Here is a 21,714-nt window from a genome sequence, read left to right on the forward strand (position 1 = left end):
CGACGTACGGGTTGGTGGTCGTGCTAGATTAGTCACGGGCACCCGAACGGTGGGAGTGACAAGTGTGGCGGGATTCAAATCGACCATGAACCCATGGACTCGCTAGTGACGGCGGCGGCGCGCGCGCTGGCGGCAGGTGATCCGCTCGGTGCGTTGAACCGGGTTGCCTTGCGCGACGATGCTCCCGCGCTCGCGCTGCGAGGCATCGCGATGGCGCAGCTCGGCGACTTCGTTCGAGCGAAGGCGCTGGTGCGGAGTGCCGCGCGCGCCTTCGGCCAGAAAGAGCCCGTGGCCCGCGCCAGATGTGTGGTCGCCGAGGCCGAAATCGCACTCGCCTCGCGCGATCTGGGCTGGCCCGCGAAGGCGCTCGACGCCGCGCGGGCCATGCTCGAAGCTCACGGTGACCGGCTGAATGCCGCGCATGCGCGGTATCTCGAAGTCCGGCGCCTGCTTCTGATCGGCCGCCTCGACGAGGCCGAGCGCCTGCTCGCCAATCTCGATCCCGCGCCCTTCCCCCCCGCGCTCAGCGCCGCCCACGCGCTGGTTGTCGCGGGGATCGCGATGCGCCGCCTCCAGACAAAACCGGCGCGCGCCGCGCTCGCGCAAGCGGAACGCGCCGCACGTCAGGCAGGCATCCCAGCCCTCGCGGCGGAGGTCGAAAGCGCACGCCTGCTGCTGAACACGCCCGCGGCGCGGCGGGTCGCGCATGGCGAGGAACGGCCCCTTCTGCTTGAGGAGGTCGAGGCGTTATTGGCGTCGAAGGCACTCGTGGTGGACGCTTGCCGTTATGTCGTACGTGAAGCAAACATCGTGGTTCCGCTCGCCAGGCGCCCGGTGTTGTTCACGCTCGCACGCGCCTTGGCCGAAGCGTGGCCCGAAGACGTGCCCCGGGACGCACTGATTACGCGCGCATTCCGGACCCGGCACGCCGATGAATCGCATCGCGCGCGCTTGCGCGTCGAAGTCGGGCGGCTTCGCGCGTTGCTGGGGCCGCTGGCCGGCGTCAGCGCGACAAAGCGCGGCTTTGCGCTCGTGCCGCACGGCGCACGCGAGGTTGTCGTGCTCGCACGGCCGGTCGAAGAGCCGCATGCCATGGTGCTCGCTTTCCTCGCCGACGGTGAGTCGTGGTCGAGCTCGGCGCTCGCGATTGCGCTGGACACCAGCCAGCGCACCATGCAGCGGGCGCTCGACACGCTGGCGGCAGCCAACAAGGTGCAGTCGTTCGGCCGCGGGCGGGCGCGCCGCTGGATGACGCCGCCCATGCCCGGATTCACGACGACTTTGTTACTCCCCTCACCCATAACAAGTGAATAGGATGGAGCCATGAACCGATCAGCCGCCAAAATCCTGCGTGAATACGGCCCCTTCCCGGGCGTCAACGACGTGCACGGTGTGACCTATGACGGTCAGCACGTCTGGATCGCCACCGGCGACAAGCTGAACGCCTTCGATCCGGCGAGTGGCGCAACGGTGCGCTCGATCGACATGGTCGCGCGGGCAGGAACGGCCTTCGACGGCCGGCACCTGTTTCAGCTCGCCGACGATCGCATCCAGAAGATCGATCCGGATACCGGCCGCGTACTGGCTACGATCCCGGCGCCCGGCGGTGGTGGCAACTCAGGCATGGCGTGGGCCGAAGGGACACTCTGGGTGGGGCGCTATCGCGACCGGAAGATTCATCAGGTGGATCCCGAAACCGGGGCGATTCTGCGCACCATCGAGTCCAACCGCTTCGTCACCGGGGTCACCTGGAGCAACGGAGAACTCTGGCACGGCACCTGGGAAGACGATGCGAGCGAGTTGAGGCACGTCGATGCCCGCACCGGAGAAGTGCTGGAAAGCCTCGAGATGCCGCCCGGCGTCTACGTGTCGGGGCTCGAAGCCGATGGCGGCGATCAGTTCTTCTGCGGCGGCGGAAGCAGCGGAAAAGTGCGAGCCGTACGCCGGCCCGCGCGAGACGCCAGGCTTCCCGCTGAATCCGTGGACGAATAAGCGAGCACAAACCGGCGTAGCAGGCGGTAGGCGGCAGGCGGCAGGCCGCGCGCCGCCAGGCGCCACGCCCGGATCCACATCGCACCCAACCAACATCAAACAGAAACAACAAACGTTGTTAATCCAGGGTTTCCATCAACAGAAATAGCTGTTGCCAAACTTTTTGTTGTCGTAGTATCCGCCTTGACAACACATGTTGCCATACAGGCGGGTTGTGCATCGCATGTTGCGACGCCGCCCGGTGTTAATCAGCCGCCCTTGACGCTGTCAGGGGCATTGCCCACCACCGCGGAGAATTTATGGGACGTCGATCCTTCCTCATGTCTATGGTTGTTGTCGCCCTGTTCGGCACAACCCTCGCCCACGCCGACAACAAAGAACTCATCGTCGGCACTGACACCTCGTTCATGCCCTTCGAATTCAAGCAGGGCGACAAGTACGTCGGTTTCGATCTGGACCTGTGGGCAGAAATCGCCAAGGACCAGGGCTGGACCTACAAGATTCAGCCAATGGACTTCAGCGGCCTGATTCCGGCCCTGCAAACGCAGAACATCGACGTCGCGCTCTCGGGCATGACGATCAAGGAAGAACGCAAGAAGGCGATCGACTTCTCCGACCCGTACTACGACAGCGGGCTCGCCGCGATGGTGCAGACCGGGAACACCAGCATCAAATCCATCGACGACCTGAACGGTAAGGTCATCGCGGCCAAAACCGGCACGGCCACCATCGACTGGATCAAGGCGCATCTGAAGCCCAAGGAAATCCGTCAGTTCCCGAACATCGACCAGGCTTATCTCGCGCTGGAGGCCGGCCGGGTGGACGCCGCCATGCACGACACGCCGAACGTGCTCTATTTCGTCAGCACCGCCGGCAAAGGCAAGGTGCAGGTCGCCGGCACACCGGTCAGCGGCGACAAGTACGGCATCGGCTTTCCGAAGGGCAGCCCGCTCGTTGCCAAGGTCAACCAGGAGTTGATCAAAATGAAAGCCGACGGCCGCTACGCGACGCTGTACAAGAAGTGGTTCGGTTCGGAGCCGCCCAAGTCGTAATCGTCACTGGCAGGACGCGCAGTGAAACCCGCTGCGCGAAAGACGACTCAACCAGGAGCGGTGTGTGGAATTTGATTGGTCAGTTATCTGGACTGCGCTTCCAGACTTGATGAACGGCGTGAAATTGACGGTGTTCATTGCGTTCGTGGGGCTGGTCGGCGGGTTCGTGGTCGGCGTCATCGCCGGCATGTTCCGCGCGTACGGCCCCCTCGCGCTTAACGTCATTGCGCAGGTCTACATTGAACTCATTCGCGGCACGCCGATTGTGGTTCAGGTGATGTTTCTTTACTTCGCGCTGCCGCTGCTCGCGCACATCAGGATCGACGGACTCACCGCCGCCATCATCGCGATCACGGTGAATTCGGGCGCCTACCTGGCCGAGGTCGTGCGCGGCGCGTTGCTATCCATTCCCAAGGGCTTGATGGAAGCCGGCCTCGCCATGGGATTGTCGATGCCGCGCGTGCTGCTGAAAATCGTCGGACCGCTGGCGTTTCGCCGGCTGATTCCGCCATTGGGCAATCAGTGCATCGTGAGTCTGAAGGATACGTCGCTGTTCATCGTCATCGGCGTAGGCGAACTGACACGCCAGGGCCAGGAAATCATCGCGGGAAATTTTCGCGCGGTCGAAATCTGGTCTGCCGTCGCCGTGATTTATCTGGTCCTCACGGGCGTGATGACGCTGTCGTTGCGTCTCGTTGAAAGAAGGATGCGCATACTATGAGCATGGTCGAATTCCAGAGCGTCTCGAAGAGCTTCGGCCACGTGCCCGTGCTCAAGGACATCGATCTTCGTATCGAGAACGGAGAGGTGGTGGTGATCGTCGGGCCTTCGGGCTCGGGCAAATCGACCCTGCTTCGCTGCATCAATGCATTGGAGAAAATCAGCGGCGGCGAACTGCTTGTCGACGGTTTGAGCGTCAAGGGCAATACGTCGGACATCCGCACGATTCGCCTCGAAGCCGGCATGGTGTTTCAGCAGTTCAACCTGTTTCCGCAGATGACCGCGCTTGAGAACGTGATGTTCGGGCCGATCCAGGTGCGCGGTGCAACCCGCGTCGAAGCGCGTGACCAGGCGATGGCGCTGCTCGATAAGGTCGGGCTCGAATCGCGTGCCAATCACTATCCGTCGGAGTTGTCCGGCGGGCAACAGCAGCGTGTCGCGATCGCGCGTGCGCTCGCCATCAGGCCGAAGCTGATGCTCTTCGACGAGCCGACGTCCGCGCTCGATCCCGAGCTTCGTCACGAAGTGCTCAAGGTCATGCAGGACCTCGCGACGGAAGGCATGACGATGATCGTCGTCACGCACGAGATCGGCTTCGCGAAGCGGGTGGGGACACGTCTGCTGTTTATGGACAACGGGGGGATTGCCGAGGATGGCGAGCCGGCGGCACTGATCGACAACCCGCCGACACAGCGCTTGAGGGACTTCCTGAAACATGTGTCATAAGTAAGCCCGCGCGCCTTGCGCGCCTGCGGCAAATACCCGCCCACCAGCTTGTAGTCAAGCTTGGGCGGCGCTTCCCGCGAGCCGGCAATCGGCTCGCACCATCGGCTCTTACATCGCCGCGCCGCCCCCCCTCCCTCACTTCCAGAAAAATTTTATCGAATATGAGAATTTATATTTTTCTCGTATATGATAACTACCGTCGCTTATCCTCTCCTTTATCGAGTCCGGGTCCAGGGTCCAGGTTCCAGTGGCACCGTCAAATTACAACGCTCCAAATCACCAGGTGAGTTCATGACCACCATGAAATTCGATGCCGTCGTGCTCGGCGCGGGCATTGTCGGCGTGTGTGTTGCCGTGCATCTTCAGAAACGTGGTCGTCAGGTCGCACTGGTCGATCGCAAGCAACCCGGCAACGAAACGTCGTTCGGCAACGCCGGGCTGATCCAGCGCGAAGGGGTGTATCCCTATGCGTTTCCACGCGACCTCGGCACCTTGCTCCGGTACGCGCGCAACCAGTCGCCGGACGTTCACTATCATGCCGACGCCATGCTCAGGACAGCGCCGTTCCTGTGGCAATACTGGCGCAATTCCCATCCGGCAAAACACGCCGCTATCGCGAAGTCGTACTCCACGCTGATCGAACATTGTGTGGACGAGCACCGCGCGCTGGCTGCCGACGCCGGTGCGAGTGGGCTATTGCGCCCCACTGGCTGGATAAAAGTCTTTCGCACCGAGAAAGTGCGGGACGCGGAAACCCGGCTCGCTGAACAGTGGCATCGGGAATATGGCGTCGAGTTCGAATCGCTGGATGCGGGCCTCCTGCAGCAGAAGGAGCCCGATCTCGACAAGACTTTGCCAGGCGGCTTGCGCTATACCGCATCCGATTCCGTGAGCGATCCCAACGGGCTCGTCACCGCCTACGCGAAGTATTTCGAAGCGCTGGGCGGACGGTTTTTTATCGGCGATGCGGATTCGCTTCGCGAGGGTTGGACGGTCGACACGCAAGACGGCACGATCACCGCTTCGTCGGCGGTCGTCGCATTGGGGCCGTGGTCGGATCGTGTGAGTTCGCGGCTCGGCTATCGCTTGCCGCTTGCGGTCAAACGCGGGTACCACATGCACTATGCCCCGCAGGCGGCAGCCCGTCTGAATCATCCGGTTCTGGACGTCGAGAAAGGCTACCTGCTGGCTCCCATGGCAAAAGGCATCCGCTTGACCACAGGTGCTGAGATCGCGCACTGCGACGCGCCCAAAACGCCCACGCAACTTGCAGCGGTCGAGCCCATCGCGCGCACGCTGTTTCCATTGGGCGCGCGTCTTGACGACGAACCCTGGATGGGACGGCGCCCTTGCACGCCCGACATGATGCCGATCATCGGACCCGCGAGAAATCACCAAGACCTGTGGTTCGCGTTTGGCCATGCGCACCATGGGCTCACGCTAGGCCCGGTCACGGGCCGGCTGATCGCCGAGATGATGACCCACGAGGAAACGCTCGTGGACACGCGGCCGTTCAGGGTGGAGCGGTTCTAGAACCCATTCGCTCCACCGCCTGATCGATTCAGCCCGCGCGGGAGCGGTTACCGGCTGCTCCCCTGCAAGCTCTCCCGAAACCGTTGACGCACCGGACGAGCGTTTTCATAGTTGCGCTCCTTGATCACACCAAAGCCGCGAATCGACGACGGCACGCGCAACAAGGCCAGCGCCGGTTCGATCGTCTCCGCAGTGAGTTTCTGAAGCGCGAGATCGACGTCCTCCTCGAATTCGCCGATCAACGCACGCTCGATAACCCGGTCCTTCTGGCGGCCAAACGGATCGAAGGCGGTTCCGCGCAGCACCTTGCCGTGCTTCATCACACGCAACAGCGGATCAAGCCACGCAGCGCGCAGGGCGATCTTGGTCCGGCGGCCGGTGCGAGGGTCGCGACGCGTCAGAAGAGGCGGCGCCATGTAGAACATCTTTTTGCCGCCTCCGTCGAAGGCGCCGGACAGGTAGGAATGAAAACTACCGTCGGTGTGCAGCCGCGCGACTTCATACTCGTCCTTGTACGCGAGCACCTTGAAATAGTTACGCGCCGCCGCTTCCGTGAGTTCCCCAGCCGCACCGGCGATACGCCGTTCAGCTTGCTGCACGCGCTCGACAAGCGCCATGTAGCGGCGGCCATAAGCGGCGTTCTGATAACGCTCCAGATCCCGCACGCGGTCGGCAACGAAGCGTTCCAGTTCAAACTCACCGGACGCTGCCGTACCGACAAACGTGCCGGAAACCCGTTCGATCACACTCGGGTCATGAGCGAGCAATCGTCCCCAGAAGAACGCGCGCCCGTTCATCTTCACGGCCGTGCCGTTCAGTTCGATAGCCCGCGTAATGGCCGCTTCCGACAGCGGAATCAGCCCCTGTTGATAGGCATACCCAACCATCATCATGTTCGACGCAATCGCGTCACCGAACAGAATTTCAGCGGCGCCCGAGCCATCCCAGAACGCGGAGGAATCCGTACCGATCGCGCCTTCAATAGCGCGCTGATGAATGGCTTTGCTGACAGGCAGATCGCCATCGCGCACAAAGTCCGACGTCGGCGTGATCCGTTCGTTCACGACTGCCCGCGTCACACCGGGCGCAACGCGCGAGAGCGCGCCCGCTGACGCTGCAACGACCGCGTCGCAGCCCAGCAGAACATTCGCGGCGTGCGCGCCGATACGCGACGTCACGATTTGCGCGCGGCTGCTCGCAATCTGCACGTGACTGATCACAGCGCCATTTTTCTGCGCAAGCCCCGTGAAATCCAGCGTCGATGCGCCTTTACCTTCCAGATGCGCGGCCATCGCGAGAATCGCGCCGATCGTGACCACGCCCGTGCCGCCGATGCCGGTAACGACAATGCTGGCGTGGGCGTCCAGATCCGCAGGCACAGCCACCGGCGCAGGCAGTTTCGCGCGCCATTCAGCTTCAATGGCGCCGATGCGTTTCTGATCCGGCTGTTTAGGTTGCAGCCCTTCAACCGTAACGAAGCTGGGGCAGAACCCTTTAAGGCATGACGTGTCCTTGTTGCAGCTCGACTGATTGACGGCACGCTTGCGGCCCAGCTCCGTTTCGAGCGGTTCGATCGCGATGCAATTCGATTGCACCGAGCAATCGCCGCAACCTTCGCAAACCGCCGGGTTGATCACCACGCGCCGGGGCGGATCGATCAGCTTGCCGCGTTTGCGGCGGCGGCGCTTCTCGGCCGCGCAGGTCTGGTCGTACACGATGACCGAGACACCTTTGGCCACCCGCAGCGTACGCTGGAGTGCGTCGAGATCGTCGCGATGCTGAATGTCGACGTTGGCGGGCAAGCTCAGTGGACCGGCGTACTTCTCGGGTTCATCGGAAACGACCACCACTTTGGCCACCCCCTCGGCGACCACCTGGGACACCACGCGCTGCACGGTAAGACTGCCTTCGGTCGGCTGGCCACCGGTCATCGCAACGGCGTCGTTAAAGAGAATCTTGTAGGTGACGTTGGATTTCGCCGCCACCGACTGGCGAATCGCAAGACTCCCCGAGTGCTGATACGTGCCGTCCCCCAGGTTGACGAACATGTGCGGGATATCCATGAAGGTGGACATGCCGATCCATTGCACGCCTTCTCCGCCCATCTGGCAGAACGTCGCCGTGTCGCCCGCTTCGCCCAGCGCCATGATGTGGCAACCAATGCCGGCCGCGGCGTAAGAGCCGTCCGGCAATCGGGTCGACGTATTGTGCGGACAGCCGGCGCAGAAAAACGGCTTGCGGGTTAGCGGCTGCTCGTCCTTGCTGGCTTGCGCGAGCGTAATGACGCGTGAGCCGTTGCGTTGAACCGGCGCAATGAGCGCAACGGGTGCCGTGAGTTCGACCTGGGTATGGGCAAAGAACCGCTTGAGCGCGGCCGCGACCTGGTCCGGCGCGAATTCCATTGCGGCGGGCAGCAGCGGCCCGGCTTCCCCCAGGTCCTTGCCGAACACCGCGGGACGTTCGTCCGGCCGCAGATTGAACAACGCTTCCTTGATCTGGCGCTCGACAAAGGAGCGCTTCTCTTCGACTACGACCAGCGCCTGCATGCCACGCGCAAAGGCGCGCACGCCCTCGGTCTCCAGCGGCCAGATCATCCCGATCTTGTAGACGCCGATGCCGAGGCGCTCGAGCTCCTGCGGCGACAGCCCAAGGGCCGCGAATGCCGCCAGGACGTCGCCGTGCGCTTTGCCCACCGTGACGATACCGACCCGTGCGCCGCGCGGCCGCACGAGCGTGCGATCGACCGGATTGGCACGCATGAAAGCGAGGGCGGCGGGCAGACGCTCATCGAGCAAGCGTCGTTCGAGTTCGCTGCGTTCGGCCGGCCAGCGAAGATTCGGGTCGTAATTGAAACCGCGCCCTTGCGGTACAGGGATGTCGGTCGGCAACCTGAAGCGAGGCGCCCCGTCGGCGTCATGCGCCTGCACGGTCATCGAGCGGCCGCTCTCAACCGTTTCGGTGATCGCCTTGAAAGCGACCCACAGCCCCGAGAAACGCGACATCGCGTAACCCGCCAGACCAAACTCGATATATTCCTCAACCGACGCCGGAAAGAGAATCGGCATCATCGCGCCTTCGAAGACGTGGTCCGTCTGATGCGGGAACATCGACGACTGCGCCGCGTGGTCGTCACCCGCCACGGCGAGCACGCCGCCTTGCCTCGACGTGCCCACGATGTTCGCGTTGCGGAACACATCCCCGGTTCGGTCGACGCCCGGACCTTTTCCGTACCACATCGAGAAAACGCCTTCGACACGCTTGCCTGGAAATGCGTCGACCTGTTGCGCGCCCCACAACATGGTGGCGCCCAGGTCCTCATTCAAACCGGGTTCGAAGCGGATCGCATGCTCCGCGAGCAGTTTCTTCTGGCGCCACAGTTCCTGGTCGAAGCCGCCAAGCGGCGAGCCGCGGTAGCCTGACACCAGCCCGCCTGTCTGGATGCCGGCAGCGCGATCGCTGCGCGCCTGTTCAACCAGAATTCGCACCAGCGCCTGGGTGCCCGTCAGGAAAACCGTGCCGTTCTCTCTGACGTAGCGGTCCTCAAGACCGTACTCCATGTCGATCGGACGCCCCAGCTCCACTGCTCGCATATTCATTGTTTGTCTCCGCTGCCTGTAGGGATGGCATGTGAGCCATTTTAGGTAGCCGATAGAGGTGATTCGTGCCAAACTGAGTCGCCGAATTGCCTGAATTTGGCACGTAACGCCAGTTTTCAAATGTTTTCGGGGAAAGTTAGCCAATGAAGTTTGACCGTACCGACGTGGCCATCCTGCGTGCATTGCAGTTGGACGCCCATACGAAAGCCGCCGACCTCGCGGAGTCGCTGGGTCTTTCGCTGTCGCCGTTTTACCGGCGCATCCGGATGCTTGAGGAGTCCGGCGTCATCAACCAGTACGTGACGCTGCTGGATCAGGAGAAGGCGGGATTTCCCGTCAATGCCTACGTGTCCGTGGCAATCGAGAAGAAGAGCGAGGCACGGCTCGCGGCGTTCGAGCGCGCCATTGCCAACCTCGATGAAGTGATGGAGTGCTACCTGATGACCGGTGCTTTCGACTACATGCTCAGGGTGGTCGCGGCCGACATTGCCGGCATCGAGCGCTTCGTCATGACCCGACTCACGAAGGTTGACGGCGTGCGCGACATTCACACATCCGTGGCGCTTCGCCGGGTCGAATACAAAACCGCGCTACCGCTACGCATTCGCGACGAGTAAGGGCTCGCGCGCCTTCTGCGCTCGTTGACGCTTGTTGACGCTCGTCAGTCCAAAACACCCGACGATCGACGCCTAACTGAAAGGCGCCTTTTCCGGTTCGGCTGCATATTTGTCCCGGATCGCATTCACGCAACGCGTGAAGCGCGTGCGGAAACCGACGGGGTCGGAGCTCAGCGGTGTGAGTCCATCCGACGCGACGTTCAATCCGTCGGAGCTGCGGGTCACTTCCAGATCGAAGTTTGCGCCCTGCTCATCTTCGAGAATCACCGTCTCGCGCACATCGCGCCCCCCGGCGCGGATCATCGCCTGGCACGCCTGGTGAAGCCGGCCCGCCCCACGAGCGCTACTGCTGCCCACAACGGTATTCTCCGGGGCGGCGCCGTACATCCGCAGGGATTGGAATTGGGATGGCATCCCGGCCGTAACGAATGCGGCGTCGACCTCGGATATCCCGTCACTACAACCGGTTATCAGGCTGGAAATCGCGGCCAGCATGATGCCGGCGAAAGCGCGTCGGAAACTCGATGTCTCGTGGCGTAGCATGGTTGCCCCGTAGTTTTTTGTATGTGGTCGTAAGCGTCCTGTAGCGGCTCCGCACCATTCATTGCGGCCCTAAGGATATCCGAAACGCATGTCAACGATCTAGCGCGCCGATATCAAATCGATGCGCAAAGTCACGGGCCGCCTTGACGGCGTAGCCCGACTCTTTGCGCTGACGGTGTTCACGTATTGCAGATGGCCACGTGGCACATGGAACACCGCTGCAAGACAATCCGGCTCAACAAAAGATTGACGCGTGATGCCTGTTTTCCCGGCCAATCCAAAGCAGTATCAGAACAGATTCAAGGTAGGTCACGCGGATCAGTTGAAGATTGACGCAAGCGCTCACGCAGGTAGGCACAAACAAAGCCATTGAGCTCCCGGCGCATCTCAGGCGTGCCGAGTTCGCCACGCGACGCGGCCGCATGGACCACACCTTCGACAGCCGAAGCGAGAACCTGGGCTGCGATTGCATCGCCCGGGGTGCCCGGTTGTTGCGTGCCTGGCTGAATCAACGCCTGGTAGCGGCGCAGATATTCCACCTCGAACGCATCACCGCTCGCCCGCGCCGCGAGCGGGACTTCGTCCAGCAGCACGCGATGCAACCGCTGACTATCCAGATGGATCGCAATGATGCCGTCGATCACCTGGCCGACCCGCTTCTCGAGCTCGAGCTCGAGCTCGAGCCCGATCGCGTCGCCGCGTTCACCGGGATTGGGCAACACGGCGAGTACCTCGTCGAGGTGGCGCGTGCGAATCGCCTCGGCCAGCGCGAGCTTGTCGGGAAAGTATTGATACAACGATCCGATGCTCGCACCGGCGACGCGCGCCACTTCATTTGTGGTGAATTTCGTCCAGCCGCGCGCGGCTAGAACGTGAGCGCCCGCCTGGATGAGCGCATCGACGGTGGCTCGCGAACGCTGCTGCCGAGGGGCTCTGCGTGCCGCTTGAGCGGGTGCGGAAAAGCGAGTAGCCATGGCCATGGATCCACGCAAAAATTCAAATATACCTGCGAAATCAACGTGTGCAACGTGTGGCGCGCCGTGCCACTGCTTTTCCCCTGTAAAAGGAGTCCGACATGGCGCCATTGCCCCGTGTTTCTCAACAAATCAAACTCGCGGCTCACCCGGAAGGCAAACTGCGGTCGACCGATTTCATGCTTGCCGAAACACCCTTGCCGCCGTTGGCGCCCCACCAGGTACTGCTGCGCAACACGTGGTTTCGCGTCTCCGTGTCGACGCGCTTGATGGCCAGCCGCGATGCGAAGGAAATCAAAGGTATTCCATTTCCCGCTCTCAAACCGGGCGACGCTCTCGCGGATGGGGCGATTGGTGAGGTGATCGCCGCAACGCCCGAATCCGGGTTGCGGGTCGGCGAGACCGTGATGCATTCGCTGGGCTGGCGCGACTATGCGGTGACCGATGCGCGTCAATGCACGGTGGTGCCGCGCGAGCGCCTCGATCCGGCCGCGTACCTCGGTCACGGCTGGACCGCGTATGCCGCATTGACCCGCGGCACGCACATCAATCCCGGCGACACCGTCTTCGTGTCCAGCGGCGCGGGTGCGATCGGATCGATGGCGGGACAGATTGCGCGCAGGCTCGGCGCCGGGCGGGTCATCGGCAGCACGGGCTCGCCAGCCAAGGCTGAGTGGATGAAGCGTGAGCTCGGCTATGACGCGGTGATTGTTCGCGACGGCCGGCCCTTCGCCGCGCACCTGGCCGAAGCCGCGCCGGACGGTATCGACGTGTTCGTCGACATGGTGGGCGGCGAGCAGTTGACGGCGGCGGTCGCACTGGCGCGGGAAAATGCGCGCTTCGTGATCCTGGGCGCCCTCGTCGCGGAGCTGAATGCTGAAGGCTCCAGCGCTATCGCGCCGGCCGAGATCGATTCGTTTCAACTTCCGATCAAGGGCATCACCCTGCGCGGCTATAGCGCATGCGAAGACGACGCGGGCGCGTTCGCCGAATGGATGCAACGCCTCGACGAATGGCGGCACGAGGGCACGATTTGCCTCCCCTCCACGACCTTCAGCGGCCTCGACAATGCGCCAAAGGCGTTGCAAGAGGCTTGCGCGGGAAAGCTCAAAGGGGTGGTGCTCGTCGCGTTGTAACGGGACGAGGCGCGGCGTCTGCCAGCCAGCCGGGCGGGCGTTGATCATTCGGACAGCCGGGTCAGTGTAGAAACCTGAAGCTGACAGGCCTCATTTGCCAACGGCAAGGCTTTCCGCCTCTCGCCGAATCCTGGCGAGCGTACGCTGCCGGATGAGTCCACTGACGGGGCGGATGACGAACCAGTACGGCGCAAATCGGCGGCGTACTTCCGGGCTTGGACAGAACACCCGCGTCTCCGTACTCAGCATGGATGCGCCGGACGCGCTGGCGTTTACGCTGAAGTCCATGACCAGTTGGCAGACATCTGTTCTGGCGGTTGCCTTGAACGCCTCGGGCGAGTCAATCTCGAGCAAACCGTAGTCCGCCTGCCAGAAGGCGCCAATCAGTCCGAACGCCAGTCCGCGGTCTGCGTCGCGCCCCAGAAAAGTGAAATCGTCGAGGTCCAGTGGCGGTCTCTGCGACTGTTTCAAGAGTCGCGACGGCCACTCGCGCAGGCGAATTGCCAGTCGTATCAGCGGATCATCCTGCGCCCGCTGGCGGCTGGCGCAATCCAGAATAATGCCTGCCGGCGCGTGTATAAGCGCGCTGTGCCGCTCGCGGAAATCATAACGCGGCAAAAATTCGTCGATCAGTGTCATGCTATTTTTCGCCTGCTGCATACGGAATCTCGTTCCTCTTCATTCAGGGGATTTCAGATCGATGGTTATCGTCCATTCGCAGCAACCGGCCCGCATTCGCGATCACGATGAACGTGCCCAGGTTATGCAAAAGCGCAACCCACACGGCGCTGAGCACACCGGCCGCGGCCAGTGCGATCACCGCGACCGTCCACGCCAAGCCGATCGCGGCATTGACCGCCGCCGTGCGCAGGCAACGCCGCCCGAGGCGCACACACGTCGGGATACGGCGCAAGTCGTCGCCGAGCAGCACGACGTCGGCCGACGCCACCGCAATGTCGATACCTCGCTCGCCCATCGCCATGCTGGTCGGGCCGGCCTTGATCGCGAGTACATCGTTCAGGCCGTCGCCCACCACGAGCGGATGATAGCCGGCCGCCATTTCCCGCACGACGTAATCGAGTTTGTCATGCGGCAGCGCCTGCGCGACGACCACGGCGATGCCCGTCTGCGCCGCCAGTTTGCGCGCCACCGGTTCGCGGTCTCCGGTCAACAACGTCTGGCGCGTTAGCCCAAGCTCGCGCAACTCCGCCAGCGCCTCCCTGGCTTCCGCACGCAGTGCATCGGCAAAGCCGAACCACGCGAGCAGTCGGCCGTTCAACGCAAGACCCACGCAAGGTCCTTCGATCTCGCGGCGCGGTTCCGTCAAACCCTGCACGTATTGCGCGAGCAAGCCGAAGCGCCCCAGCACCGCGACGCCGTCCGGCGTCTCTGCGAGCACACCCAACCCGCGTAGTTCGCGTGCGTGTTCGAACGGCTCGCGTTCGAATCCGGCCGGTCCGGTTTCAGTCGCGTAATGCAGCAGCGCGCGGCTCACCGGATGCGCGCTGCTGCCGCCCAGCCGCGCCGCCAGTTCGAGCACCTGTGCCGCATCGGCGCCGGGTTCCAGCATCACGTCTTCGACCCGCAATTCGCCGTAGGTCAACGTGCCGGTCTTGTCGATTACCAGCGAATCGATCTGCGCAAACTTGTCGAGAAACGCGGCGCTTCTGAACAGGATGCCGTGGCGCGCGCCGACCGCAATGCCGGCAATGGCCGTCGACGGCGCGGCAAGTACCAACGCGCACGGACACGCCGCGACGATCACGGCCAGCATCGCCGATGCATTCGCCGAGACGAACCACACGATCGCCGCGATCAGCAGGACAAGGCACAAATAACCGCCCATGTAGCGTTCGAGCATCTGTGTGATCGGCGGCTTCGCCTGCTCGGCGCGCTGCATCAACTCGATGATCCTGCCGAGCGTCGACTGCTTGCCCGCGAGCGTGACTTCGATACGCAGCGGACCGTCGAGATTCATCGCCCCGCCGAATACGGTGGAGCCCGGCTCGACATCGAGCGGCACCGACTCGCCGGTAATCGGCCCATTGTCGACACTGGAGTCGCCATGCTGCACGACACCGTCAGCCGGAATCCGCGCACCGGCGACGACTTCGATGTGGTCGCCCGCCCGCACCGCGTCATACTGCACTTCTTCGATCGAGCCATCGGCCTTCACGCGCCGCACCTTGCCCGAGGTCAGCCTGCCGAGCGCCCGGATCGCCTCTTGCGAGCCGAGCACGCTGCGCTCTTCGAGTGCATGCCCGAACGTCATGACGATCGGCAACAACGCGGCCGTCGCCATGTCGCCCACCGCCCATGCCGCCAGCATGGCGAGTGCGATCAGCCGGTCAGTCACACCATGCAGACTCGGTGACTTCAGGCTGTGCCATGCGCCGGCGAACACCGGCCCGGCCACAACCAGAGAAGCGAGGCCCGCCAGGACCTGCGCCAGGGCTTCATCCGCTGGGGCAAAGTAGTGCCATGCCGTCGACAGGATCAGCAGACCGCCGGCCAGCAACGCAAGCGCGACTTGCCGCGTGACGCCTCGTTGCTCGGACGCCGATAAAACTATCGCGCGCCCCTGAGCGACGCTGGTCGCTTCGTCGGCATTCGAGGGATGCGAGCCGTGCGCGTGTGCGTGCTCGCCTGGGTGCGTTGTGTGCCCGACTCCGGTGCTCATCGCCCATTCCCCGGCAGGATCAGATTCGACGTGTCGTGCGCGCCGACGGTCGTCACGCTGCCCGCTTTCGAGAGGACCGACTGGACGCGATCCCGATACACGCGCGCGAGAAGTCCAGGATCGCTGTTGCTGCGAAGCGGCACTTCCAGTTGCTGAATGGTCATGGTTTTAGCCTGCGCGGTGGCGACACGCTCAACGGCGCTCGCCTGGGCGTTCTGTACGATCCGGTCGGCATCCTGTTGTGCATCCTGGCGTGTCTTCTCAGCAGACGTGCGCGCCTCGGCCATGCTGCGCTCGGCCACCTGCAACGAGGTCAGCACCGAATTGAACGCGCCCACGGCAGCAGCCGGAAACGCCACCTCGACGTCGACACGCGCGACTTCCACGCCGAGTCCCGCATGTTGCGCTTCGAGCGCGCGCAGGTGGCGCTCGACTTCCTGCGCGAGATCGCCCCGCAGACGCTCGCGCTTTATCGCGACCTGCTGATCCGCCGACAACAACTCGGGACGCGCGACCAGAATCGCATCCAGATCACGCTGGGCCACGACACTGACCGCCGAGGCGGACACGATCCGCTCCAGCGCCGCCGCGAGCCGGTCTTTTTGCAGGACATAGGCATAGGGATCGACGACCCGGTAGTACAACGTGGCGCGCAACTGCAATACGCCGTTGTCGCCGGTCAGCACATAACCGGAACCGGCCAGCGCATCGGGCAACGGCGCAATCAGCGGCGGCGCGTTAGGGCCGGCCGCGTTGTCCGGCGCGGGCGGTGGACCGGGTGGCCCATCCTCCGGCCCGATCACGGCCCCGGCACCGCTTCCGCCGAGTCCTTGAACCGGCGGTGGCGCCTGCGGCACATTCATATCGGCGGCGCGCGCACGCGGATCACGTTCGAGCGACTGAATGCTCTGCTCCAATACCCGGGCACTGCCCGGCACCAGCAGGGTCGACTCGAACGGACGCGGCCACGCAATCAACAGGCCCGCGTCCTGAGTGCGCACGAACGAGCCGAAGCGCAACACGACCGCCCGGCTATCCGGCGGAATCCGCAGGATGTTCGACCCGGCCCACGCGCAAGCGGCGAGCACGACCAGCGCGGCGACAAACCAGAACGAAAGCCGTACCGCCTGGGCGCCCGGGCCGAGCGGCGGCAAGCCGGCGTCCGTGCTCATCGTGCGGACCTGCTTTTTTTCGACGCGGACGCCGAGCCAACACCGGGCTGCGGCGACGACTCGGGGCTCAGTGCGATGGGCCCCTGCACCAGGGCCTGGAACGGCGCGGCATCGGTGCGCAGAATCAGATTCGTGTTGGCGCTGACCACCGAGTCGAGGGTGTCGAGCGAGCGCAGCATCGTATAGAGCCGCGGATTGCCCGCGTAGGTGGCGCCGTAGATTTCGGCGGCATCCTTGCGCGACTGCGCCTCGATCTGCGCCGCTTTCACATTCGCATCGGCGACGGCGAGCCGGGCATCGCGGTCCGCATCCGAGCGGATCTGCGCGGCCTCGCGATTGCCGTCGGCCGTGCGCTGCGCGGCCACCGTCTCGCGCTCGGCGCTCATCCGGCTCACCGTGGCCGCGAGCGTCACGGCCGGCAGCGTCAACCGCTCCAGCCCCACCTGCACGACATGCACGCCGTAAGCCGAGTACAACTGCGCGTCGATCTGACTGCGCAACGCGTCCTCAAACGCGGCAATGCGCACCTGGGACGGATCCGTGTTGACCAGCGACGCAAGGTCGAAGCCCGCCGACGTGGTTTGCAGCGACGAGCCGAGCAACGAGCGGATTTGCTGCGCGGCTTCGTCGGGCTGATTGCCCACGGCCCGAACGAAACGGCGCACGTCGTTGGGGTCCGCCGCGACCCGCCACGCAACATACGCCTGCACGATGATCCGCAAGCCGTCACGCGTGCCGACGTCCTGCAAGCCGCTCGAGGTCGTATGCAGGCGCAGGTCGACCGGCACCACCGCTTCGATCGGCGCCGGCAGACGCCACGCGAGGCCCGGTTCGAGCAGCACGCGCACGGGTTGACCGAAGCGCGTGATCACCGAAGCTTCGCCCGCGCGCACGGAGATGAAACTCGCCACCGCGATCGCCACGGCCACGCAAAGCAAGGCAAGCAGAACCCGGCCATAGAACGGCCCGCCGCGCGCGGCCTGCGCATCACTGCCATCGTGATGATGGTGGTGATGCCCGTGCCCGTGATCGTGACCGTCTGCATGTGAATGGAACAAACTCATATCGTCACCTTAAAAACTGCTTCGCCGACATTGGGCGTGTTTCTCTGTCCAACCCGTGCACGCCGCGTGTACCGCATGTGTATATGCGTGGCCCCGACGTCAATTGCCATGAGGCATGCCGGTGAGATCGCCCCCGGTGAACGAGCGCAGGTCGATGGTTGCCCGGCGCTCGGCCGTCAGCCGGTCGTCGATCACCGTGATGCGCGCGTTCTGCAATCCCTGCTGCAACTTGCTCAGGTAGTACTCGAAGGGAAAAGCCGGTCCGCCGAGCCGGTACGCCACCGTGTCGGCTTCGAAGTTGATCTGCTGCACGCGCGCCGCCGCCATCGTGTCGGCCGCCCGCGCACTCGCCTGGGTGACGCTCGCCTGAGCCTGTTGCTGCGCATTGCCGAGCAATCCCGCTGCGAAGCCGTGCGCCTCGGCAACACTCGCCTGCGCACGAATCTGCGCGGCCTGCACGTCGTGATAGGCCGCCGCCGCCCCCGTTGGCGGATGCACGCTTTCGATCACCACCGCCACGACTTCGATGCCACTGGAAAGCTGGTCGAGTTGCCGCTGAACGGCAGCGCGCACGCTGTCGGCCATGGCGGTTTGACTCGTCTCGAGCAAGGCCTGCAGCGTATGCGACGCGAGGTAATGCACCACCTCGCGATTGGCGATCGAGCGAACCGTGCTCTCCGGATCGACCGAGCGGTAGAGTGCCGCACGCGCCGCCGCATCGCTCAACCCTTCGCGGTAGTCGAGCCGCACGTCGGCGTTGACGATCTGGAAGCTCTGCTGCTCGCCGGTAGCACCCGCGATCACCTGGCTCGTGTCCCATGGATGCTGGACGTCCCAGAGACGATTCAGCTGTTCGGGCGTCGGACCGTCGGCGGCAGTGGAGGGCGCCGCGACGCTGCTGTCGTCGGCGCCGCCCGACACGATGATCTGATGCACCGCGCCGTTATCGACGAGACGTGCCTTGCCGAAGGGCCAGGGCATGCCGAAGTGAAGCCCCGGCGGCCACACCGCTACCGGCGCGCCGAACCGTTCGTACACCGCGCGCTGAGACGGCCCTAACACGACGACGGACGTCAACAGCCACGCACACGCCACCATCGCCACGACGGTGACCGGCAACAGCCGCACAAAGCTGCGCAACACCCAGTTCTGGCGCAGATCGATCCCATAGCGGTCATGCAACCCGGCGCCGAGCGACGCAAGCGACGAGCGGCGGTAACGCAGCATCCCCGCGATGACGCTCGACGGGACACGCGCTGCCTGTACGCCGGAGCGTGGTGTGAAGAACCAGAGAAGCACGGCGCGGATCAGCATTTCGACGGCAATCGCAGCCGTGAACACCGCCGCGACATGCACCAGCCAATCGAGCGCCGTGTGCAGGTAGACGAGCCACGCCGCTGACAGTGCCGCAGCGAGAGCGCACACCACCAGGACGCGCAACATGCCGGCGAGCGACGCCGACAGCGAAGCATGCGATTGCTCCGCGTCCTGTGCATAGAACCGTTCGGCGACGAGCGTGAGAAAGGCCAGCGTGAGCGCGGCGGCGCCGCTAACGATCACGAGGGACGATGAAACCATCGCATGAATGAGCGCCGCGGGCGGCAGGGGCTGCAACGCCGTCGCGGCGATCGCCACGGAAAGACCGCAGCCAAGGGCCACGCCCCATGGTTGCCAGTGAAAATCGCTGACGGCGAGACTCAAGGGCGGTGCCTCGGCATCCTGCCAAACCAGTCGTTTGATGAAACTTACGCCCCGCTTCCAGCCCGATCCCTCTGCCGGATCACGTGGCGTGCGTGCCCTTGGCGGCTGCCATATCGTGACAACGAACACGTTCAGGCACGCGCTTGCCAGAACCGCACTCCAGCGCAGATCGACGGGCAGCGTTTTCAAAAGACTCAGGATGCCGAGCAGGCCCGCGAGTCCCAAGGCGACCCATCCTGTCAGCAAAGCTTCGCCACGTCCGGACGGTCGCTCGCCCAAATCGATTTCTTCGCCGGCATGCCGATCCAACATCAGTATTCCTTACGAACACGTTACAAATCCGGGTGATGCAGAACGTCCCCGACGGGTTATCGCAATGTTCCGCGAGCCGCAATTTAGCGTGTGAGGGTAGGAAACTCAAGGTTAGTCTGAGAATGACTCAGCGGGCATAAACAACGGAAAGCGCAGATCGTCTACTGGACTTCGAGTGCGCGTATCGCGTCCAGCAATTTGCCGATCTCCGACTCCGTAGTCAGATAGCTGACCGACGCACGCGCGATCTGCTTGAGTCCTCTGGGCTCCATATCCAGGGGCGTATAGCCGACACCGTTACTGCCGATCGTGATGCCCTGAGCCGCCAGATTGCGCTGCACCGACAGCGCGTCCAGGCCCGCTACATTGAATGCCACCAGCCCGGACTGTTCCCGGCCCTGATCCAGAACCGTCACGCCGGGGATGTCCGCGAGTTGAGCGCGCAAAGTCTGAGCAATGCTGTCGATCCGCGCACGAATGTTTTCGATGCCAATCTCCAACGCCTCCTGCAACGCATTGGCCACACCGCAGTGCAAGGCCAGCGATGCTTCCGACAACTCCAGGCGCACCGCGTCGTCCCGCAAGACGGGTTCGCCGTCGGCGCCCAGCGGCGCGGATCGCGTGTCGACGAAGGCCGGCGTCAGGCGGGGTAGAAAGTCCTCTCGCACATAGAGCAGGCCGGTGCCTCTGGGGCCGCGCAGCGCCTTGCGGCATACGCCGCTCAGGACGTCGCAACCCACCGCGGTGACATCGATAGGAAGCTGCCCAATCGCCTGGGCAGCGTCGATAAAATAGGGGATGCCGTGGCGGCGTGCGACCTCGCCGATCGCCGCCGCCGGATTGATCAGTCCGCCGTTCGCCGGCATCCAGGTCAGCGCGATCAGGCGCACACGGTCATCGAGCATGGCCTCCAGCGCCTCTGGATCCACGGCGCCGCTGGAGTCGGACGGGATGGCCTCGATCGTCGCCCCTGCGCGCTGCGCCGAAAGACGCATGGCCGCCAGATTGCCGCCCCACTCATGACGCGCAACGAGGATCCGCTCGCCGGGCCGCCAGGGTCCCAACGCGGCGAATGCGGCGCCCCAGCCTGCCGAGTTGCCCGCGGTCAGGGCGATCTCCGCCGGCCGCGCGTTCAGCAGCCGCGCCGCGAGCAGGCGCGCGCGCTCACTCTGCTCACGTCCCGTTACGCCCGCCTCCATCGGCCCCGTGGTGGCTTCGAGCCAAAGCTGGGCGTGTATCGCCTCCAGCGTCGCGGCGGACGGCAGCGAGGCCCCCGCGTGATTGAAATGCGTGATGGTTTGAGCACCGGGTGTGCGGGCGCGCAGCGCGTCCACATCGGCAAGCGAGAGAGGAGATGGCATGGTTGTTCCAATGACGCGCGTTGGGCTCACGCGGGTGTAAGAGAGATCACGGCTTCGACTTCGACGGCTACGCCGGCAGGCAGCGACGCGACACCGACCGCACTGCGCGCATGGCGACCGACCGCGCCAAATACTTCAACGATCAGGTCGGACGCGCCGTTGGCAACGGCACTATGCCGATTGAAATCCGGCGTGCTGGCGACAAACACACCCAGGCGAACGACACGCGCCACACGGTCCAACCGGTCCCCAGTCGCGGCCGCAATCTGCGCCAGGACGCCGAGCGCCGCGAGGCGCGCCGCCTCGATGCCTTGCTCGTCCGTGAGCTTGTCGCCCAGGCGGCCGAGGTAGGCCGGCTGCCCGTCCTTGCGCGATATCTGGCCGGATATAAAGAGAAGATTGCCTTCCTGCACAAACGGCACGTAATTGGCGGCGGGCGCGGCTGCGGCGTCGAGCGTCAGGCCAAGTTCGGCGACACGTGCGGAGATTGAAGAGGTCATGTCAGGAGCATCCGATCGTAAGGGAAACCCAATCC

Annotated in this window: 18 protein-coding genes; 8 read left to right on the top strand and 10 right to left on the bottom strand. The window is 64.1% G+C overall.

The genetic code is table 11. From position 1 onward, the window contains the following. The first annotated feature begins 93 nt into the window (after positions 1 to 93). The 6 genes from PQR67_RS26455 to PQR67_RS26480 all read left to right on the top strand — a co-directional run bounded on the left by PQR67_RS26455 (position 94) and on the right by PQR67_RS26480 (position 6,023). Positions 94 to 1,314 (top strand): helix-turn-helix domain-containing protein, encoded by a 1,221-nt coding sequence (locus tag PQR67_RS26455; protein ID WP_408465667.1) that lies wholly within the window; start codon positions 94 to 96, stop codon positions 1,312 to 1,314. 9 nt (positions 1,315 to 1,323) lie between these two features. Continuing rightward, positions 1,324 to 1,992, top strand: a complete 669-nt coding sequence (locus tag PQR67_RS26460; RefSeq protein ID WP_408465669.1) for a Vgb family protein — start codon at positions 1,324 to 1,326, stop codon at positions 1,990 to 1,992. A gap of 299 nt (positions 1,993 to 2,291) precedes the next feature. Then, a complete protein-coding gene (glnH, locus tag PQR67_RS26465; protein WP_408465671.1) occupies positions 2,292 to 3,044 on the top strand; it encodes a glutamine ABC transporter substrate-binding protein GlnH in 753 nt (250 codons plus the stop codon). Positions 3,045 to 3,108: 64 nt separating this feature from the next. After that, a complete protein-coding gene (glnP, locus tag PQR67_RS26470) occupies positions 3,109 to 3,765 on the top strand; it encodes a glutamine ABC transporter permease GlnP (RefSeq protein ID WP_408465673.1) in 657 nt (218 codons plus the stop codon). Then, positions 3,762 to 4,490 (top strand): glutamine ABC transporter ATP-binding protein GlnQ, encoded by a 729-nt coding sequence (glnQ, locus tag PQR67_RS26475; RefSeq protein ID WP_408465675.1) that lies wholly within the window; start codon positions 3,762 to 3,764, stop codon positions 4,488 to 4,490. Before glnP ends, glnQ begins: the two co-directional genes overlap by 4 nt. A 300-nt stretch (positions 4,491 to 4,790) precedes the next feature. Then, positions 4,791 to 6,023 (top strand): NAD(P)/FAD-dependent oxidoreductase, encoded by a 1,233-nt coding sequence (locus PQR67_RS26480; protein ID WP_408465869.1) that lies wholly within the window; start codon positions 4,791 to 4,793, stop codon positions 6,021 to 6,023. Between the two features lie 47 nt (positions 6,024 to 6,070). On the opposite strand, the gene PQR67_RS26485 is transcribed toward PQR67_RS26480, so the two are convergent. Beyond that, positions 6,071 to 9,619, bottom strand: a complete 3,549-nt coding sequence (locus PQR67_RS26485) for an indolepyruvate ferredoxin oxidoreductase family protein (protein ID WP_408465677.1) — start codon at positions 9,617 to 9,619, stop codon at positions 6,071 to 6,073. A gap of 143 nt (positions 9,620 to 9,762) precedes the next feature. On the opposite strand from PQR67_RS26485, the gene PQR67_RS26490 reads away from it, so the two are divergent. After that, positions 9,763 to 10,236 (top strand): Lrp/AsnC family transcriptional regulator, encoded by a 474-nt coding sequence (locus PQR67_RS26490; protein WP_408465679.1) that lies wholly within the window; start codon positions 9,763 to 9,765, stop codon positions 10,234 to 10,236. Between the two features lie 72 nt (positions 10,237 to 10,308). Here the strand turns inward: PQR67_RS26490 and PQR67_RS26495 are convergent, their stop codons facing one another. Both PQR67_RS26495 and PQR67_RS26500 read right to left on the bottom strand, forming a co-directional pair. Next, the gene (locus PQR67_RS26495) at positions 10,309 to 10,731 is read right to left on the bottom strand and encodes a hypothetical protein (protein ID WP_408465681.1); all 423 of its coding nucleotides are present in this window, start codon (positions 10,729 to 10,731) and stop codon (positions 10,309 to 10,311) included. 347 nt (positions 10,732 to 11,078) lie between these two features. After that, on the bottom strand, positions 11,079 to 11,753 hold the full coding sequence (locus PQR67_RS26500) for a TetR/AcrR family transcriptional regulator (protein WP_408465683.1): 675 nt from the start codon (positions 11,751 to 11,753) through the stop codon (positions 11,079 to 11,081). Between the two features lie 101 nt (positions 11,754 to 11,854). On the opposite strand from PQR67_RS26500, the gene PQR67_RS26505 reads away from it, so the two are divergent. Continuing rightward, the gene (locus PQR67_RS26505) at positions 11,855 to 12,889 is read left to right on the top strand and encodes an MDR family NADP-dependent oxidoreductase (RefSeq protein WP_408465685.1); all 1,035 of its coding nucleotides are present in this window, start codon (positions 11,855 to 11,857) and stop codon (positions 12,887 to 12,889) included. Positions 12,890 to 12,979: 90 nt separating this feature from the next. On the opposite strand, the gene PQR67_RS26510 is transcribed toward PQR67_RS26505, so the two are convergent. The 7 genes from PQR67_RS26510 to PQR67_RS26540 all read right to left on the bottom strand — a co-directional run bounded on the left by PQR67_RS26510 (position 12,980) and on the right by PQR67_RS26540 (position 21,679). Beyond that, positions 12,980 to 13,528, bottom strand: a complete 549-nt coding sequence (locus PQR67_RS26510) for a hypothetical protein (RefSeq protein WP_408465687.1) — start codon at positions 13,526 to 13,528, stop codon at positions 12,980 to 12,982. Between the two features lie 43 nt (positions 13,529 to 13,571). Then, on the bottom strand, positions 13,572 to 15,569 hold the full coding sequence (locus PQR67_RS26515; RefSeq protein WP_408465689.1) for a heavy metal translocating P-type ATPase: 1,998 nt from the start codon (positions 15,567 to 15,569) through the stop codon (positions 13,572 to 13,574). Next, positions 15,566 to 16,741: an SPFH domain-containing protein gene (locus PQR67_RS26520; RefSeq protein ID WP_408465691.1), complete on the bottom strand. Its 1,176-nt coding sequence runs from the start codon at positions 16,739 to 16,741 to the stop codon at positions 15,566 to 15,568. The genes PQR67_RS26515 and PQR67_RS26520 overlap by 4 nt, the downstream gene beginning before the upstream one ends. Beyond that, positions 16,738 to 17,805, bottom strand: a complete 1,068-nt coding sequence (gene hflC, locus PQR67_RS26525; RefSeq protein WP_408465693.1) for a protease modulator HflC — start codon at positions 17,803 to 17,805, stop codon at positions 16,738 to 16,740. The genes PQR67_RS26520 and hflC overlap by 4 nt, the downstream gene beginning before the upstream one ends. A 99-nt stretch (positions 17,806 to 17,904) precedes the next feature. Beyond that, entirely contained in the window at positions 17,905 to 19,818 is a 1,914-nt protein-coding gene (gene hflK, locus PQR67_RS26530; protein WP_408465695.1) for a protease modulator HflK, read from the bottom strand. 161 nt (positions 19,819 to 19,979) lie between these two features. Next, positions 19,980 to 21,179, bottom strand: coding sequence for an aminotransferase class V-fold PLP-dependent enzyme (locus PQR67_RS26535; RefSeq protein WP_408465697.1), 1,200 nt, complete (start codon positions 21,177 to 21,179; stop codon positions 19,980 to 19,982). Between the two features lie 26 nt (positions 21,180 to 21,205). Next, positions 21,206 to 21,679, bottom strand: a complete 474-nt coding sequence (locus PQR67_RS26540) for a RidA family protein (protein WP_408465699.1) — start codon at positions 21,677 to 21,679, stop codon at positions 21,206 to 21,208. Positions 21,680 to 21,714 lie beyond the last annotated feature (35 nt).

The organism is Paraburkholderia fungorum, from assembly GCF_046026025.1.
GTDB classification, from domain to species: Bacteria; Pseudomonadota; Gammaproteobacteria; order Burkholderiales; family Burkholderiaceae; genus Paraburkholderia; species Paraburkholderia fungorum_E.

What these genes read in the sequence shown, in the direction of transcription:
- PQR67_RS26500 (WP_408465683.1), bottom strand. Translation starts at nt 11,753, where the DNA reads ATGGCTACTCGCTTTTCCGCACCCGCTCAAGCGGCACGCAGAGCCCCT.
- PQR67_RS26515 (WP_408465689.1), bottom strand. Translation starts at nt 15,569, where the DNA reads ATGAGCACCGGAGTCGGGCACACAACGCACCCAGGCGAGCACGCACAC.
- PQR67_RS26485 (WP_408465677.1), bottom strand. Translation starts at nt 9,619, where the DNA reads ATGAATATGCGAGCAGTGGAGCTGGGGCGTCCGATCGACATGGAGTAC.
- PQR67_RS26495 (WP_408465681.1), bottom strand. Translation starts at nt 10,731, where the DNA reads ATGCTGGCCGCGATTTCCAGCCTGATAACCGGTTGTAGTGACGGGATA.
- PQR67_RS26505 (WP_408465685.1), top strand. Translation starts at nt 11,855, where the DNA reads ATGGCGCCATTGCCCCGTGTTTCTCAACAAATCAAACTCGCGGCTCAC.
- glnH (WP_408465671.1), top strand. Translation starts at nt 2,292, where the DNA reads ATGGGACGTCGATCCTTCCTCATGTCTATGGTTGTTGTCGCCCTGTTC.
- PQR67_RS26455 (WP_408465667.1), top strand. Translation starts at nt 94, where the DNA reads ATGGACTCGCTAGTGACGGCGGCGGCGCGCGCGCTGGCGGCAGGTGAT.
- PQR67_RS26520 (WP_408465691.1), bottom strand. Translation starts at nt 16,741, where the DNA reads ATGAGCACGGACGCCGGCTTGCCGCCGCTCGGCCCGGGCGCCCAGGCG.
- hflC (WP_408465693.1), bottom strand. Translation starts at nt 17,805, where the DNA reads ATGAGTTTGTTCCATTCACATGCAGACGGTCACGATCACGGGCACGGG.
- hflK (WP_408465695.1), bottom strand. Translation starts at nt 19,818, where the DNA reads ATGTTGGATCGGCATGCCGGCGAAGAAATCGATTTGGGCGAGCGACCG.
- PQR67_RS26535 (WP_408465697.1), bottom strand. Translation starts at nt 21,179, where the DNA reads ATGCCATCTCCTCTCTCGCTTGCCGATGTGGACGCGCTGCGCGCCCGC.
- PQR67_RS26460 (WP_408465669.1), top strand. Translation starts at nt 1,324, where the DNA reads ATGAACCGATCAGCCGCCAAAATCCTGCGTGAATACGGCCCCTTCCCG.
- PQR67_RS26480 (WP_408465869.1), top strand. Translation starts at nt 4,791, where the DNA reads ATGAAATTCGATGCCGTCGTGCTCGGCGCGGGCATTGTCGGCGTGTGT.
- PQR67_RS26540 (WP_408465699.1), bottom strand. Translation starts at nt 21,679, where the DNA reads ATGACCTCTTCAATCTCCGCACGTGTCGCCGAACTTGGCCTGACGCTC.
- PQR67_RS26510 (WP_408465687.1), bottom strand. Translation starts at nt 13,528, where the DNA reads ATGACACTGATCGACGAATTTTTGCCGCGTTATGATTTCCGCGAGCGG.
- PQR67_RS26490 (WP_408465679.1), top strand. Translation starts at nt 9,763, where the DNA reads ATGAAGTTTGACCGTACCGACGTGGCCATCCTGCGTGCATTGCAGTTG.
- glnQ (WP_408465675.1), top strand. Translation starts at nt 3,762, where the DNA reads ATGAGCATGGTCGAATTCCAGAGCGTCTCGAAGAGCTTCGGCCACGTG.